The organism is Saccharothrix syringae (assembly GCF_009498035.1).
In the GTDB taxonomy this organism is placed as follows: Bacteria; Actinomycetota; Actinomycetes; order Mycobacteriales; family Pseudonocardiaceae; genus Actinosynnema; species Actinosynnema syringae.
Genome location: NZ_CP034550.1, coordinates 9,074,649 through 9,089,763 on the forward strand (window position 1 = coordinate 9,074,649; position 15,115 = coordinate 9,089,763).

Below are 15,115 nucleotides of genomic sequence, written 5' to 3' on the forward strand. Positions count from 1 at the left end.
GGCGCTGTTCCGGGCCGGCACCGCTCCGGGCCGGCACCGCTCCGGGCCGGCACCGCTCCGGGCTAGCACCGCTCCGGACTGGCGCTGCTCCGGGCTGGGCCGCCGCGGGGTGGGACCGTCGGGGGCTCGTGGTGGGCGGGTGGGTGGGTCGTTCGGACGTGCCGGGGTGGTTTCGGGGCTCCGTTTCTCTCAACCGATGACCGTAACGGCGTTTCCGTACATGGTGGGCGCCATGTTCACCCGATCGAGTTGTACGGAGTCCCGTTTTGGCAGGTCAAGGGTATCGGGAATCTACTTCACCCCCGCCGCGTCCATGCCGCGCAGTTCCTTCTTCAAGTCCTGGATCTCGTCGCGCAGGCGGGCGGCCAGTTCGAACTGCAGCTCGCGCGCCGCGTTCATCATCTGGTCCGTCAGCTGCTGCACGAGGTCCGCCAGCTCCGAGCGGGCCATGCCGCTGGTGTCGCGGTCGGCCAGGACGCCCGAGCTGCGGCCCGACGCACCCGGGTCGCCGGTCGGCTTCTTGCCCCTGCTCGCGTTGCGGCCGGAACCACCCGGTTCGACGGCGTCCTCCGCCTCCGCGTAGACCTGCTCCAGGATGTCGGTGATCTTCTTGCGCAGCGGCTGGGGGTCGAGGCCCCGTTCCTCGTTGTACGCGATCTGCTTGGCGCGGCGGCGGTTGGTCTCGTCGATCGCGTGCCGCATGGAGTCGGTGATGCGGTCCGCGTACATGTGGACCTCGCCGGAGACGTTGCGGGCCGCGCGGCCGATGGTCTGGATGAGGCTCGTGCCGGAGCGCAGGAAGCCCTCCTTGTCCGCGTCGAGGATGGCCACCAGGGACACCTCGGGCAGGTCCAGGCCCTCGCGCAGGAGGTTGATGCCGATGAGGACGTCGTACTCGCCCAGGCGCAGTTGGCGCAGCAGCTCGACGCGGCGCAGGGTGTCGATGTCCGAGTGCAGGTAGCGGACCTTGATGCCGAGTTCGAGCAGGTAGTCGGTGAGGTCCTCGGCCATCTTCTTGGTCAGGGTGGTGACCAGGACGCGCTCGTCGCGCTCGGCGCGGGCGCGGATCTCGTGGACCAGGTCGTCGATCTGGCCCTCGGTCGGCTTGACCACGACCTCCGGGTCGACCAGGCCCGTGGGGCGGATGACCTGCTCGACGAACTCGCCGCCCGCCTGGCCCATCTCGTACGGGCCGGGCGTCGCGGACAGGTAGACCGTCTGACCGATGCGGTCGGCGAACTCCTCCCAGGTCAGCGGCCGGTTGTCCAGGGCGCTGGGCAGGCGGAAGCCGTGTTCGACGAGGTTGCGCTTGCGGGACGCGTCGCCCTCGTACATGCCGCCGATCTGCGGCACGGTGACGTGCGACTCGTCGATGACCAGCAGGAAGTCGTCGGGGAAGTAGTCGATCAGGGTCGCCGGGGCGGAACCCGCCGGGCGGTCGTCGATGTGGCGCGAGTAGTTCTCGATGCCGGAGCAGAAGCCGACCTGGCGCATCATCTCGATGTCGTACGTGGTGCGCATGCGCAGCCGCTGCGCCTCCAGGAGCTTGCCCTGGCGCTCCATCCGCGCCAGCTGCTCGGCCAGCTCCGCCTCGATGCCGCGGATGGCCTTCTCCATGCGCTCGGGACCGGCCACGTAGTGGGTGGCCGGGAAGATGCGCAGCTCGTCGACCTCCTTGACCACGTCGCCGGTCAGGGGGTGCAGGTAGTACAGCTTGTCGATCTCGTCGCCGAAGAACTCGACCCGGACGGCCAGCTCCTCGTACGCCGGGATGACCTCGACCGTGTCGCCGCGCACCCGGAACGTGCCGCGGTTGAACGCGATGTCGTTGCGCGCGTACTGGATGTCGACCAGGGCGCGCAGCAGGAGGTCGCGCTCGACCTCGACGCCCACCTGGAGGTTGATCGACCGGTCGAGGTAGGACTGGGGCGTGCCCAGGCCGTAGATGCACGACACCGAGGCCACCACGATCACGTCGCGCCGGGTCAGCAGGCTCATCGTGGCCGAGTGGCGCAGCCGTTCGACGTCCTCGTTGATCGACGAGTCCTTCTCGATGTAGGTGTCGGTCTGCGGGATGTACGCCTCGGGCTGGTAGTAGTCGTAGTAGCTGACGAAGTACTCCACCGCGTTGTCGGGGAAGAACTCCTTCAGCTCGTTGGCCAGCTGCGCGGCCAGCGTCTTGTTCGGCGCCATCACCAGGGTGGGCCGCTGCAGCTTCTCCACCAGCCAGGCCGTGGTGGCCGACTTGCCGGTGCCGGTGGCGCCGAGCAGGACGACGTCCTTCTCCCCGGCGCGGACGCGCCGTTCGAGCTCCGCGATCGCCGCGGGCTGGTCACCCGCGGGCTGGTAGTCGCTGACCACGCGGAACTTCCCGTCGGTGCGGGGAATGTCACCGACGGGGCGGTGCGACGAGTGCGCCTTGACCGGGATCTCGGTAGGGAATGCCACGACTCAAAAGGTACGCCCCGGGTCCGACAATTCGCGTCGCCCCAGGTCAGCGCCTCGCCCCACCGGTGACGCGGGTGGGGTGAGGCGCTGATGGGAGGTGGCGATCGGGCGGTGGAGCGGTAGAGCGGTGGTCGGGCGAGGACGAGGGCGGGACCGCAGGCGGAAGCGAGTGGCGGAAGCGAAGGGCGAGGAGCGAAGGGCGAGGGCGCGGGGCGGGGTCAGCAGTCGCAGCAGTTGCAGTCGCAGTCGCAGCCCGGGCCGCAGTCGGCGTTGCACCACGCCTCGCGCCCCTTGCCGCTCCACGGCCCGGGGTGCGGGTCGCGGCAGCAGTACTGGCAGGTGCCGCACTGGTAGAGCACCGCCAGGCACCCCGGCAGCAGCCACCGGCTCACAGGTGGGCGCTGCAGCTTGGGCCAGAACCACAGGCCGCTGCCCGGACCCGGCTCCGCACCGCCTCTCCGCTTGCCACCCGCGTGCGGCGGGGGCGGGCCGGAGCGGCCGGGGGCCGACGGCGGGGGCACGGGGCCGGGCACCGGGCCGCGGTGCCCGGGCGGTGGCGTGCCGTGGGCGTACGGGTCCGGCTGCCACCCCTGCGGGCCGCGGTCGTGCGCGTGCGCCTCGCCGAGGTCGAACGCCCGCCGCACCGACTCGCGCACCTCGTGCACCAGCAGCGCGTGCACCAGGCGGTCGTCGGCGAACTCCGCCTCGCCCAGCGCCAGCTCGATGCCCAGCGCCGCGTCGTCGCACAGCCGGCGCGCCTCCGCCAACGACGTGCCGGTGGCGAGCAGCGGGTTCCACGCGCCGGACGCCCGGTCCCCCGCCAGGTCCTCCACCGCGTCCAGCAGGTGCGCCAGCCGCCCGAACAGGCGGCCGACCTCGCGCAGCGGTGCCTCGTTCCCCGGCCGCCCGGCCAGCAGCGCGGTCCGCGCCGCGGCCTCGCCGGACGCGGTCTCGGTGGGTTCGGTCACGACGAGCAGGGGCGAGCCGACGCGGACGGCCGCCTCGACCTCGGGTTGCCGCCGCACCGCGTCGACCAGCACCGCGGTGTCGAAGCCGAGGTCGGCGCCGGTGCTCGCGGCCTGCGCCGCCCACTTCCGCGCGACCTGCCTGCCCACACCGCGCGCGGGCGCGTGCGCGAACGGGCCGTCGCCGTCGGTGACGTGGTCGTCGACCTTCGCCGACGCCAGCACCAGGGACACCGACGCGGCCAGGCGCGCGCCCGCGCCCACGGCGACGTCGGCCGACTTCATGCCGCGCAGCGCGCACGGCCCGGCGGACCGCCGTGACCGGCCGACCTGCGCCTCCACCAGCGCGGAGATGACCAGGCCGTCGTAGTTGGTGACCAGGCGGGCCAGGTGGCCGTGGTCGTCGCGCAGCGCCAGGCACAGGCCGCACAGGTGGGCGAGCCAGGACTCGCGCAGCTCGGGGCCGAGGCGGTTGCGGCAGGGCCGGATGATGCCGAACATGCCGGGAAGAGTAAGGGATCTTCCTACTTTCGGGTGACAAAAGTGAGTGGTCGGCGGGTTCTGCTGAATAGGGTCGGCCCTGTGACGCCGAGCTCCGCCGGGACCCGCATGCACATCCACCCGCCGAAGATCGAGTACTTCGACCTCGACGCCAAGAGCAACACCGACCCCAAGGGGTACCTGCGGGGCGTCGAGGAGTACCGGCTGACCCGGCACGGCCTCTACATGGCCCGCCCGATGCAGGACCACCCGGACATGTCGCACACCGAGTCGTGGCTGCTGCCCGCGCACGGCCTGCGCGTGACCCGCTGGTCGTGGCACCCCGGCCGCGAGCGCGACTACGACCTCTACCTGGACGTGGTGGAGATCAGCTCCAGCGGGTCGGTGTGGAAGACCGTCGACCTCTACCTGGACCTCGTCGTGCGCACCGGTCGCGGGGTGACCGTGCTGGACACCGACGAGCTGCTGGCCGCCCTCGGGCAGGGCCTGATCTCACCCGAACGGGCGCAGTGGGCGCTGGAGACCACGTACCGCGCAGTGGCCGGCATCGCCCGCCACGATCATGACGCACTGCGATGGTTGGCTGCTCAGGGGACGATCACCACGTGGCGTCGGCGCTAATACAAACAGTGACACCAGCAGGTCAACAGACCTCTGCTTCCGTCACCGGATAGAGACCGCATACACCACAGACCGTGATGTAACAAATCGACCCGGACAGTTACCCGCCGCACACTTGCGGCTACCCTCGGATCGCGTGGGAGCGGTCATCACACCTCAGTTGGTAGACGTGGTCGACACCGTCAGCGCCGTTCGGAGCTACTCCGGCGGCACGTCGCGGCACCTGTCCACGTGCCGCGTGGAGGACTGGGGGCTGAAGCTGGAGTGCCCCACCCCCGAGGACCCGTTCTCCGACTCCGAGGTCACCTGGCTGATGCCCGAGCTGGGGCTGCGGCTGACCCACCACCGGCCGCGCTCCCGGCACGCGCGCAGCGGCCCCAGCGTGCTCAGCGCGGTCCGCGTGCAGCGCGACGGCCGCGCGTGGCGCACCACGGACCTGCTGCTGGGCCTGGCCGTGCCCGGCGGCACGACCGCGCGGATCGTGCGCTCCGAGGAGTTCGCCGCCGCCGTCGCCGGCCGGGTGCTGGGCCCCGGTGACGCCGACCAGGCGCTGCGCACCGTGCACCGCACCCTGGAGGAGATCAGCCTGCACCGCCACGACCTGCGGTCCTGGCTGGTCCACCGGGGTATCTACGACGCCTGGCCGTCCCTGTAGAACCGGGCGGTCGCCGCGTCCATCCACGGCTCCTTGGCGTCCGCGTAGGCCAGGCTGGCCGCATCGCCCCGGTGCTTCTCGGCCAGCTCCAGCTTGAGCGCCTGGTACTCCGCGCGCGCCGCGTCGTCGGCCCGCAGCCAGTCGCGGAACCGGATCGCCCACTCCCACGCCGGCCCGCCCTCGACCCGCACGTGCAGGTTGACCCGCCGCGCCGGGTCCGCGCCCACGTGCAAGCGCTTGCGCCACCGCCCCGGGTCGTCGCCGGGGTGCCGCACGGCGTCCTCGGCGTCGCCCACGGGCGGGAAACCCGCGTCCGCGAGCGCGTCCGCCAGCCCGACGGCCTCCTCCAGCGACCGCACGCCCAGCTGGAGGTCCAGCACGTCCTTGGCCGCCAGCCCCGGCACCGCCGTGGAGCCGATGTGCTCGACCGGGCGACCGCCGGCCACCACCCCGAGGCGAGCCGCGACCCGCTCGGCCTGCACGGGCCACGTCTCGTCGTAGGGCACCACGACCGGCGGGGTGGACGGCAGGCGGCGCAGCCGGACGTTGGCCTCGTAGCGCACCAGCCGGTCCGCCCACAGCTCGTCGACCCGGGCCAGCACCAGGTCCGGGGTGCCGGTGTTGTCCAGCCACACGTCGGCGACCCGGCGGCGCTGCTCCTCGGTGGCCTGGGCGGCGATGCGCCGGCGGGCGTCGTCCTCGGGCAGGCCCCGGTCGCGCAGCCGCGCCAGCCGCTGGTCGACCTCCGCGTGCACGATCAGCACCAGGTGGTACAGCGGCGCCATGCCGTTCTCCACCAGCAGCGGGACGTCGTGCACGACGACCGCGTCGGCGGGCGCGGCGGCGATCAGCTCGGCGGTGCGGGCGGCGATCCTCGGGTGCGTGATGCCGTTGAGGGTGGCGCGGGCGGCCTCGTCGCTGAACACCTTCGCGGCCAGGGCCGCGCGGTCGAGCGCACCGCCCGCGCCCAGCACGCCCGGCCCGAACGCCTCGACGACCTCGCGCAGGCCGTCGGTGCCGGGTTCGACCACCTCGCGGGCCAGCCGGTCGGCGTCCACGACCACCGCGCCGTGCTCGGCGAGCCTGCCCGCCACCGTCGACTTGCCCGACCCGATCCCGCCGGAGAGACCCACGCGCAACATGCCGCACAGCCTAGGGGCGCGGTACCGGTCAGGCGTCCTCGACCGGCGTCATGGACTGCTGCGCCACCGCCGCCAGGAAGGCGCCCACCGCCTCGTCCGGCGCGACCCCGGCCTTGGCGCGTGACACGAACGTGGTCTTGCCGAGGGAGCCGACGAGCAGCCGCTCGTCCTTGGTGACCACCAGGGACGCCTTCTGCCTGCCCACGTCGACCTGGCTGACCGAGGCCCCCTCGCGGCGCTCGGCGTCGACGCTCTCGGCGACCCGGTTCGCGGCGGTGGCCTCGTCGGTGTACTTGGCCAGGCCGACCACCACCGGCGCGGTGAGCAGCACCTGGCGCTCGACGCCGTAGTAGCAGTCGATCTTGGCGGTGCGGCCGATCGACGGCTCCGGGATGCCGATGACCTGCTTGAGCTCACCGGGCAGCTCCCGGCCCAGGCGCGCGTGCAGCACGTCCACCGGGACGATCAGCTCGCAGTCGTCGGGCAGGTCCCGGTCGACCATCTGCGGTGCGCGGGTGACCGTGGTGGCCGGGAGGATCGTCGGGATCGCCGGCGCCACCGGGGGCGGGGGCGGCTCCGACGAGCACGCCGAGCACACGACCGCCAGCAGCGCGAGCACCACCATCCGAGCACCCATAGGGGGATCAATTTAGCGCAACGGCCGGTGCCCGCACGGGGTGATCACCCGTCGTCACCCGCCTGCCGGACAACGCCCGCGGCGGGTCCCGGCGACGGCGCGCCGGACGCGGCAGACCGCGGGCCCGGCGACGACAGCCCCGGGAAACGGCGGTCGCCCCCCGCCCGAGGTGGGCGAGGGGCGACCGCGGTTCAGCTCGACCGAGCCGGAGGGGTCAGGCGCCGCCCGACAGCTTCTCCCGCAGGGCCGCCAGCTGCTCGTCGCTGGCCAGGGTGCCGCCGGCCTGGGCCGGGGCGCCCGAGGAAGCGGCGGCCGGGGCCTCGCCACCGGACGAGTAGTTGGTCTCGCCGGCGGCCTCCTCCTCGGCGGCCGCGGCCTTGGCGACCTGCTTCATGTGGGCCTCGTAGCGCGTGTGGGCCTCGGCGTACTGCCGCTCCCACTCCTCGCGCTGCTTGTCGAAGCCCTCCTGCCACTCCTGGGTCTCCGGGTCGAAGCCCTCGGGGTAGATGTAGTTGCCCTGGTCGTCGTACTCGGCGGCCATGCCGTACTGGGTCGGGTCGAACTCCGAGTCCGGCGTGAAGCCCTCGTTGGCCTGCTTGAGCGAGAGCGAGATCCGGCGGCGGTCCAGGTCGATGTCGATGACCTTGACCATGACGTCGTCGCCGACCTGCACGACCTGCTCCGGGATCTCCACGTGGCGCTCGGCCAGCTCGGAGATGTGGACCAGGCCCTCGATGCCCTCGTCGACCCGGACGAACGCGCCGAACGGAACCAGCTTGGTGACCTTGCCCGGCACGATCTGGCCGATCGCGTGGGTGCGGGCGAACTGGCGCCACGGGTCTTCCTGCGTCGCCTTGAGCGACAGCGACACGCGCTCGCGCTCCATGTCGACGTCCAGGACCTCGACCGTGACCTCCTGGCCGACCTCGACGACCTCGGACGGGTGGTCGATGTGCTTCCAGGACAGCTCGGAGACGTGCACCAGGCCGTCCACGCCGCCCAGGTCGACGAACGCGCCGAAGTTGACGATCGAGGACACGACGCCCTTGCGGACCTGGCCCTTCTGCAGCTGGTTGAGGAACTCGCTGCGGACCTCGGACTGCGTCTGCTCCAGCCACGCCCGGCGGGACAGGACCACGTTGTTGCGGTTCTTGTCCAGCTCGATGATCTTGGCTTCGAGTTCGCGGCCCACGTAGGGCTGCAGGTCGCGCACGCGCCGCATCTCCACCAGCGAGGCGGGGAGGAAGCCGCGCAGGCCGATGTCCAGGATCAGGCCGCCCTTGACGACCTCGATGACCGTGCCGCGGACCGGCTCGTCCTTCTCCTTGAGGGCCTCGATGGTGCCCCAGGCGCGCTCGTACTGGGCGCGCTTCTTGGAGAGGATCAGCCGACCTTCCTTGTCCTCCTTCTGGAGGACGAGGGCCTCGACCTCGTCACCGACCTTCACAACCTCGTTGGGGTCGACGTCGTGCTTGATCGACAACTCGCGCGAGGGGATGACGCCCTCGGTCTTGTAGCCGATGTCGAGCAGGACCTCGTCCCGGTCGACCTTGACGATGGTGCCCTCGACGATATCGCCATCGTTGAAGTACTTGATGGTCTTGTCGATGGCGGCGAGGAAGTCCTCCTCCGTCCCGATATCGTTGATAGCGATCTGCTGCTTCGGCGCGGTGGCAGCCGGGACAGTGGTGGTGTCGGTGGACATCAGGTAGGTGGCTCCGGTACGGATTGGGTTAGTTGGCCTGCGGGTTTGACGCTGGTGCGGCGGGCACGCCCCGACCGCGAAGACCGACTCACCAGGTGATCACCGATCATGAGCAGCGCGAACCCACTACGCAGGCGATATCGTACGCGGCTCGGCGCAGGCCGGGCAAACCGGTCCCCTGGAATGGAGCAGTGTGTCCGACCAGCACGCGAGCGCCGAACTGGCGCTCGGCACCACCGGCATCGCCAAGCGGGCCGCGGACGCGGACGAGTCCCGCGCCGCCAACCGCGCGTGGTGGGACGCCGACGCCGACGACTACCACGCCGAGCACGGCGACTTCCTGGGCCGGGCCGACTTCGTGTGGTGCCCGGAGGGGGTGCGCGAGGCCGACGCGCGCTACCTGGGCGACGTGCGGGGGCGCCGGGTGCTGGAGGTGGGCTGCGGCTCGGCGCCGTGCGCGCGCTGGCTGGCCGGGCAGGGCGCGCACGCGGTGGCGCTGGACCTGTCGGCGGGGATGCTGCGGCACGCCCGCGCGGGCAACGAGGCCACCGGCCTGGCCGTGCCGCTGGTGCAGGCCAGCGCCGACCAGCTGCCGTTCCGGGCCGGGTCCTTCGACGCCGCGTGCTCGGCGTTCGGCGGGGTGCCGTTCGTGGCGGACGTGGGCGAGGTGTTCCGGGAGGTGGCCCGGGTGCTGCGGCCGGGCGCGCCGTGGGTGTTCTCCGTGACTCACCCGATCCGGTGGATCTTCCCGGACGACCCGGGGCCGGGCGGGCTCACCGTGACGCAGTCGTACTTCGACCGGACCCCGTACGTGGAGGTCGACGACGAGGGCCGGGCGACCTACGTGGAGCACCACCGGACCCTGGGCGACTACGTGCGGGCCCTCGGCGGCGCGGGCCTGGAGCTGGTGGACCTGGTGGAGCCCGAGTGGCCCGCCGGGCACACCCGGCAGTGGGGGCAGTGGAGCCCGCTGCGCGGGCGGCTGTTCCCGGGCACCGCGATCTTCCGCACCCGCAAGCCGTAGCCTGCCTGGCATGACCGTCGGGCGGGGGCTGGTGGAGGCGCAGGGAGCGCGCTTCGCGAGCATCGACCCGCTGCTGCCCGCGGTGACCGCGCCCGGCGACGGCGACGTGGTCACCGCGGCGCTGCCGGACGGCACGCGGGTCGCGGGCGTGCTCGGGCACCAGGTGCACGACCGCCGCTCCCCCGCCCGGCTGTGGTCGGCCACCGAGGTGTGGGAGCTGTCGCCGCTGCTGGGCGGCGCGGGCGCGGCGGGCATGGACGCGCTGCTGCGGGCCTGGCGCAAGCGGCTGGACCTGGTGCGGCCGGCCGAGCGGGACTCGGCGTGCGTGCTGACCTGGCCGAGCCGGGACGCCGAGGCGACCAGGGCGCTGCTGGACCACGGCCTCGTGCCGCTGACCGTGATCGCGGTGCGGCAGGCGCCGAACCCGCCGGTGCCGGGCGGCGCGACGATCCGCCGGGCCACGCCCGCGGACCTGGAGGCCGTGCTGGACCTGGCGCTGGCCGAGCTGCACTACTCGTCGATGGTCGGTTCCACGGTGCGGCGGCCGGACGCGGTGCAGCTCAGCGGCGGTCGCTGGCCGAGCGGCTGGCCGCGGGCGGCCCGACGTGGCTGGCCGAGCGGGACGGCGTGGCGGTGGGCCTGGCCGAGTGCGCGGTGGTGACCGCGGAGCCGGGCAACTGGACCGGGACGCGCCTGCCGCCGGGCCGCTGGGGGTACGTCAACTGCGTGTCGGTGCTGCCGGGCGCGCGGGGCACCGGCGTGGGGCGGCAGCTGATGGCGTTCGCGCACCGCGAGCTGGCCCGGCTGGGCACGGTCGGCACCTACCTCTACTACAACCCGCCGAACCCGCTGTCCTCGGTGTTCTGGCCCCGGCAGGGCTACCGCCCGCTCTGGACCATGTGGGAGGTGCGCCCGGCGGGCGCCTTGCGCTAGGTCACACCCCCTCGGGTTGCGGGTGGCCGAAGTCCGCGCAACTATTTGAACTGACCGGTCAGTTCAAAAGGAGGTCGCGAGGTGGAGGTCCACGCCAGGCGCGTCGGGGTCACCGGCCCGCACGGTCCGCTGCTCGAACCCACGTCGCTGCTGGTCCCGCCCGGTGAGCTGGTGCTCGTGGCGGGCGACCCGGGCGCCGGGCACACCGCGCTGGCCCTGGTGCTGTCCGGGCGGATGCGGCCGGGCACGGGTGAGGTCTCCCCCACCGCGGCCGAGCTGCGCCGGCGCGTCGTCCCGGTGGACTCCCCCGGCGTCGACGAGCCCGAGCCGGCACTGCCGCTGGCGGCCGTGGTCGGCGAGGAGCTGGCCCTCAACGGCGCCCCCAGCGGCCGCAAGGCGGTGGCCGACTGGCTGGTCGAGCGCGGCGCGGACCGCCACCTCGGCACCCGCTTCGAACGGGTGCCCGCCCAGGTCAGGTGCTCGCTGCTGCTGGAGCTGGCGGCCGGGCGGCCGGACGCGCGGGTGCTCGTGCTCGACTCGCCGGACCGCTACCACGGCGACCCGGCCGGCTGGCTGGACCTGGCCCGCGCGCGGGTCACCCCCGAGCTGTCGGTGGTCGTGCTGTGCACCACCGCCTCGGCGGCCCTGCTGGACGTGCCCGCCGCGCGGATCGGCGCGGACAACGTGACCGAGGAGGCCCGGTGAGCGCGCTGCGGATGGCGTTCAACGAACTGCGCCGGATCACCTCCGGCAAGCTGCCCAAGCTCGCGGTGCTGGCGTTGACGCTGGTCCCGCTGCTGTACGCGGCGCTGTACCTGTACGCCAACAAGGACCCCTACGCCCACCTGCACCAGGTACCGGCGGCCCTGGTCGTGGAGGACGAGGGCGCGACCGCGGGTGACGGCACGCACCTGGACGCCGGGCGGGAAGTGGCCCAGGAGCTGGTCGACGGCGGCAAGTTCGACTGGCGCCGGGTGGACGCCGAGCAGGCCGAGGCGGGCGTGCGCGACGGCACGTTCACCTTCGCGCTGACCCTGCCCGCCGACTTCTCCCGCGCCCTGCTCTCCTCCGGCGACTTCACCCCGCGCCAGGGCGTGATCGTGCTGACCACCAACGACGCGAACAACTACCTCGGCTCCACCATCGCCAACCAGGTCGTCGCCGAGGTGCGCCGGTCGGTGTCGGTGAAGGTCGGCACCGAGGCCGCCGACCGGTTCCTGCTCGGCTTCGCCACGGTCCGGCAGAAGACCGCCGAGGCGGCCGACGGGGCCGCGCAGCTCGCCAGCGGCCAGCAGGAGGCGTACGACGGCGCCGCGCAGCTCGCCGGCAGCACCCCCGCCCTGGCCGACGGCGCCGCCCAGGTGGCCTCCGGGCTCACCCGGCTGCGCGACTCCACCGGCGACCTGCCGGTGAAGTCCCGGCAGCTGGCCGACGGCGCCCGACGGGTCGCGGACGGCAACGAGACCGCCGCCAGGACCGCCGAGGACTACGCCGCCCGGGCCCAGGAGCTGGTCAACCGGCTCGACGCGGTCAACGGCGACGTGGCCACCCGCCTGCGCGCCCTCGGGTTCACCGAGGAGCAGGTGCAGCACGTGCTCGGCACCCTCGGCGAGGTCCGCCGGCCTGTCGACGACGCCAACGGCAAGGTCCAGGGCGCGGCCGGGCAGCTCCGCGCGCTGGCCACCGGCGCCGACCAGGTCGCCGACGGCGCCGCGCAGCTCGCCGCGAGCACGCCCGCGCTCACCGACGCCGTCACCAGGCTCACCGACGGCGCGAACCAGGTCGCCTCCGGCACCGCGCAGGTCCGCGACGGCGCCGCCCGGCTCCGCGACGGCGAGCAGCAGCTCGTCGACGGCGCGAACCGGCTCCGCGACGGCCTCAGCGCGGGCGTCTCCGAGATCCCCGCACCGGACGACCCGACCCGCGAGTCGACCGCCGGCACCATCGGCGACCCGGTCACCGTGCGCGGGATCAGCCAGACCTCCGCGGGCAGCTACGGCGCGGGCCTGGCGCCGTTCTTCCTCGGCCTGGCCACCTGGATCGGCGCGTTCGTGCTGTTCCTGCTGCTCCGACCGCTGTCCCGGCGCGGCCTGGCCGCCGGGCGCGCCCCGCTGCGGGTGGCGCTGGGCGGCTGGCTGCCCGGCGTGCTGCTGGGCGCGGCGCAGGTCGTGGTGATGTTCGCCGCGGTCACGCTCGTGGTGGACATCCGGCCCGTGCACCCGGTCGCCACCCTGGCGTTCCTGCTGCTGGTGTCGGCCACCTTCGTGGCCGTGCTGCACGCGCTCAACGCCCTGCTCGGCGCGGTCGGCAAGTTCGTCGGCCTGGTGCTGCTGATCCTCCAGCTCGTCAGCGCGGGCGGCACGTTCCCGTGGCAGACCATCCCGGTGCCGCTGTACCCGCTGCACTACGGCCTGCCCATGGGCTACGCGGTCGACGGGCTGCGGCACCTGATGTACGGCGGCACCGCCTCCGGCGTCGGCGAGGACGCCCTGGTCCTGGTCGCCTACCTGCTCGGGGGCCTTGCCTTGTCGACGCTGGCCGCCTATAAGCAGCGGGTGTGGACCCCGTCTCGCCTCCGACCAGAGCTGGTGCTGTGACCGGCGCGCGCCCCGGCCGCACGGCCGTCACCAAGCAGAAGCTGTTCGACGCCGCGTTGAGGCTGGTCGGCGAGCGGGGCGCGGCGAGCGTGACGGTCGAGGAGATCGCGGCCGAGGCCGGCGTCGCCAAGGGCACCGTCTACTACAACTTCGCCAGCAAGGACGCGCTGGTCGACGCCCTGCTGCGGCACGGCGTCGAGCTGCTGGCCGGCCGGCTGCGGGTCGCCGAGCAGGACAGCGGCACCGAGGCGGCGACCGCGTCGCTGGTCGACGGGATGCTCGGCTTCTTCGCCGAGTACCCCGCCTTCGGCCAGCTGCTGGTCTCCGAGCTGTGGCGCACCCCCGGGCAGTGGCACGGCACGCTGAGCCTGCTGCGCGACGACATCGTGTCGATCATCCGCGGCCAGGTGCAGCGGCTGGCCGACGAGGGCCGGCTGCCCGGGGGCGTGGAGGTCGGCACGGCGTCCGCCGCGCTGTTCGGCACCCTGCTGGTGATCGCGCTGGACTGGCAGGTGTTCCAGCCCGAGCGCAGCCTGGCCGAGGTGCGCGAGTCCGTGCTGCTGCTGGTCCGGGGGCTGCGCCCGGGCTAGTGGCGGGTCGCCCAGGTGTCGATCTCGCCGACCTGGTGCACCGACGGCGCCCGGCCCTCCAGCGCGCGGTGCACGGCCTTCAGCACGCCCGCCGACGCCTCCTCGTGGCTGAGCCAGCGGGTGCCGCCGCCGTGCCGGACGAAGCCCAGCACCACCTGCTGCGTCGGGTGCCCGGGCAGCGCCGGGTCCGGCACGCCCCGCACCGGGTCGACCGCGCCGGAGTCGTGCACCTCCACCACCGGGGCCTGCGGCGCCAGCAGCGGCGCCACCGCGCGCAGCACCGCGTCCCGGTAGCTCTGGTGCACCCACGCCACCAGCAGGTCCGCCGGCCGGTCCAGGACCACCCGCACCCGCTCGGCCAGCTCGGCCGGCCGCGCCCAGTCCGCCGCCACCGTCAGCGGCCGGTGCCGGGTCTGCTGCGGCACGTGACCGCGCCCCCGCACCGCCGCCCGCGCCACCTGGCCCAGGGACGCGTCGGGCCTGCGGCTGGGCAGCAGCACCAGCCACCCCTGCTCCAGCAGCTCCTCCGCGCAGCCCTTCAACATCCCGGTGCCGCCCAGCACCAAGGCCGTCCGCTCGCTCATCGCACCGACTCCTCGCCCCGCTCCGCGGCCCGGCGCAACGGGCCGGACCGCCACCTCTCGACCTCACGCTGCCCCCGCAGCCGCACCACCGCGAGTCGATCTGCGTGCTCGCCCGCCAGGACACCGCGGACCCGTTCACCGGTGCGGCGGTGCGACCGCCACGCCCACCGCAGCAGGTGCTCCGGGTCGGTGAGCACCGTGCGCAGGGGCGGTTCCACGTTGCCGTTCCACAGCACCTGGCGGCGGAACCGGCGCACCGCCGTGCGGACCACGACCCGGCGCATCACCAGGTGCCGCGGGTGGTCCAGCCAGACCAGGGTGTCGGCGCGCTCCAGCAGCAGCGGGCGCACCGAGCTGTACTGCCACTCCGCCACCCAGGCCGCCCCGCGGGCGAACCGCCGCACGTCGGCCTCGAACTCCGGCCTGGGCGTCCACTGTGGACCGTGGAAGAGCGAGTCGAGCTCCACCCGCGGCAGGCCGAGCGCGTCCGCGACAAAACGAGCCAGGGTCGTTTTCCCGGACCCGGACGTGCCGGTGACGAGCACCCGCCGCGGCGGGTGCGGCAAGTCGTCCGAGGGCCCCAGGAGCGGCACCGGGTCAGGTTACCTGCGCCCCGGCGCGGTGGAACAAGATCCACCCGAACGGACCCCGGACGGGGCAACGGGTGCACCGCCCGGCTGGCGGTACCGGTCCTGAGTGGACAGCGCGGTGGC

General features: G+C 73.5%; 13 protein-coding genes and 1 pseudogene. 7 read left to right on the forward strand and 7 right to left on the reverse strand.

What is annotated here, in order from left to right:
- Positions 1-291: 291 nt before the first annotated feature.
- Together uvrB and EKG83_RS37865 are read right to left on the reverse strand one after the other, a co-directional pair.
- A complete protein-coding gene (gene uvrB, locus EKG83_RS37860; RefSeq protein WP_033430568.1) occupies positions 292-2,448 on the reverse strand; it encodes an excinuclease ABC subunit UvrB in 2,157 nt (718 codons plus the stop codon).
- A gap of 218 nt (positions 2,449-2,666) precedes the next feature.
- Complete coding sequence (locus tag EKG83_RS37865) at positions 2,667-3,914, reverse strand: DUF5685 family protein (RefSeq protein WP_033430569.1); 1,248 nt, start codon at positions 3,912-3,914, stop codon at positions 2,667-2,669.
- A gap of 108 nt (positions 3,915-4,022) precedes the next feature.
- Here EKG83_RS37865 and EKG83_RS37870 point away from each other — a divergent pair, with 108 nt between their 5' ends.
- Complete coding sequence (locus EKG83_RS37870) at positions 4,023-4,535, forward strand: DUF402 domain-containing protein (protein WP_033430570.1); 513 nt, start codon at positions 4,023-4,025, stop codon at positions 4,533-4,535.
- 136 nt (positions 4,536-4,671) lie between these two features.
- Positions 4,672-5,190: a DUF402 domain-containing protein gene (locus tag EKG83_RS37875; RefSeq protein ID WP_033430571.1), complete on the forward strand. Its 519-nt coding sequence runs from the start codon at positions 4,672-4,674 to the stop codon at positions 5,188-5,190.
- On the opposite strand, the gene coaE is transcribed toward EKG83_RS37875, so the two are convergent.
- The 3 genes from coaE to rpsA form a co-directional block, all read right to left on the reverse strand.
- The gene (coaE, locus tag EKG83_RS37880) at positions 5,166-6,332 is read right to left on the reverse strand and encodes a dephospho-CoA kinase (RefSeq protein WP_033430572.1); all 1,167 of its coding nucleotides are present in this window, start codon (positions 6,330-6,332) and stop codon (positions 5,166-5,168) included. The genes EKG83_RS37875 and coaE overlap by 25 nt on opposite strands.
- 28 nt (positions 6,333-6,360) lie before the next feature.
- Complete coding sequence (locus EKG83_RS37885) at positions 6,361-6,957, reverse strand: hypothetical protein (RefSeq protein ID WP_228122363.1); 597 nt, start codon at positions 6,955-6,957, stop codon at positions 6,361-6,363.
- Positions 6,958-7,183: 226 nt separating this feature from the next.
- Entirely contained in the window at positions 7,184-8,674 is a 1,491-nt protein-coding gene (gene rpsA / locus EKG83_RS37890) for a 30S ribosomal protein S1 (protein ID WP_033430574.1), read from the reverse strand.
- Positions 8,675-8,867: 193 nt separating this feature from the next.
- Between rpsA and EKG83_RS37895 the strand changes: the two genes are divergently transcribed.
- The 5 genes and pseudogenes from EKG83_RS37895 (at position 8,868) to EKG83_RS37915 (ending at position 13,818) form a co-directional block, all read left to right on the forward strand.
- A complete protein-coding gene (locus tag EKG83_RS37895; protein ID WP_084716325.1) occupies positions 8,868-9,698 on the forward strand; it encodes a class I SAM-dependent methyltransferase in 831 nt (276 codons plus the stop codon).
- A gap of 10 nt (positions 9,699-9,708) precedes the next feature.
- Positions 9,709-10,631: pseudogene (locus EKG83_RS37900) on the forward strand (N-acetyltransferase family protein).
- A gap of 81 nt (positions 10,632-10,712) precedes the next feature.
- Entirely contained in the window at positions 10,713-11,336 is a 624-nt protein-coding gene (locus tag EKG83_RS37905) for a P-loop NTPase family protein (RefSeq protein WP_033430576.1), read from the forward strand.
- Complete coding sequence (locus tag EKG83_RS37910; RefSeq protein WP_033430577.1) at positions 11,333-13,228, forward strand: YhgE/Pip domain-containing protein; 1,896 nt, start codon at positions 11,333-11,335, stop codon at positions 13,226-13,228. The genes EKG83_RS37905 and EKG83_RS37910 overlap by 4 nt, the downstream gene beginning before the upstream one ends.
- Positions 13,225-13,818, forward strand: a complete 594-nt coding sequence (locus tag EKG83_RS37915) for a TetR/AcrR family transcriptional regulator (RefSeq protein WP_033430578.1) — start codon at positions 13,225-13,227, stop codon at positions 13,816-13,818. Before EKG83_RS37910 ends, EKG83_RS37915 begins: the two co-directional genes overlap by 4 nt.
- Here EKG83_RS37915 and EKG83_RS37920 read toward each other — a convergent pair.
- Both EKG83_RS37920 and EKG83_RS37925 read right to left on the reverse strand, forming a co-directional pair.
- The gene (locus EKG83_RS37920; protein ID WP_051765521.1) at positions 13,815-14,402 is read right to left on the reverse strand and encodes a Rossmann-fold NAD(P)-binding domain-containing protein; all 588 of its coding nucleotides are present in this window, start codon (positions 14,400-14,402) and stop codon (positions 13,815-13,817) included. The genes EKG83_RS37915 and EKG83_RS37920 overlap by 4 nt on opposite strands.
- Complete coding sequence (locus EKG83_RS37925) at positions 14,399-14,995, reverse strand: P-loop NTPase family protein (RefSeq protein ID WP_033430579.1); 597 nt, start codon at positions 14,993-14,995, stop codon at positions 14,399-14,401. The genes EKG83_RS37920 and EKG83_RS37925 overlap by 4 nt, the downstream gene beginning before the upstream one ends.
- Positions 14,996-15,115 lie beyond the last annotated feature (120 nt).

Excerpts from the sequence above, each read along its gene's own strand:
- EKG83_RS37870 (WP_033430570.1), top strand. The coding sequence starts at position 4,023 with ATGCACATCCACCCGCCGAAGATCGAGTACTTCGACCTCGACGCCAAG.
- EKG83_RS37885 (WP_228122363.1), bottom strand. The coding sequence starts at position 6,957 with ATGGTGGTGCTCGCGCTGCTGGCGGTCGTGTGCTCGGCGTGCTCGTCG.
- EKG83_RS37865 (WP_033430569.1), bottom strand. The coding sequence starts at position 3,914 with ATGTTCGGCATCATCCGGCCCTGCCGCAACCGCCTCGGCCCCGAGCTG.
- EKG83_RS37920 (WP_051765521.1), bottom strand. The coding sequence starts at position 14,402 with ATGAGCGAGCGGACGGCCTTGGTGCTGGGCGGCACCGGGATGTTGAAG.
- coaE (WP_033430572.1), bottom strand. The coding sequence starts at position 6,332 with ATGTTGCGCGTGGGTCTCTCCGGCGGGATCGGGTCGGGCAAGTCGACG.
- rpsA (WP_033430574.1), bottom strand. The coding sequence starts at position 8,674 with ATGTCCACCGACACCACCACTGTCCCGGCTGCCACCGCGCCGAAGCAG.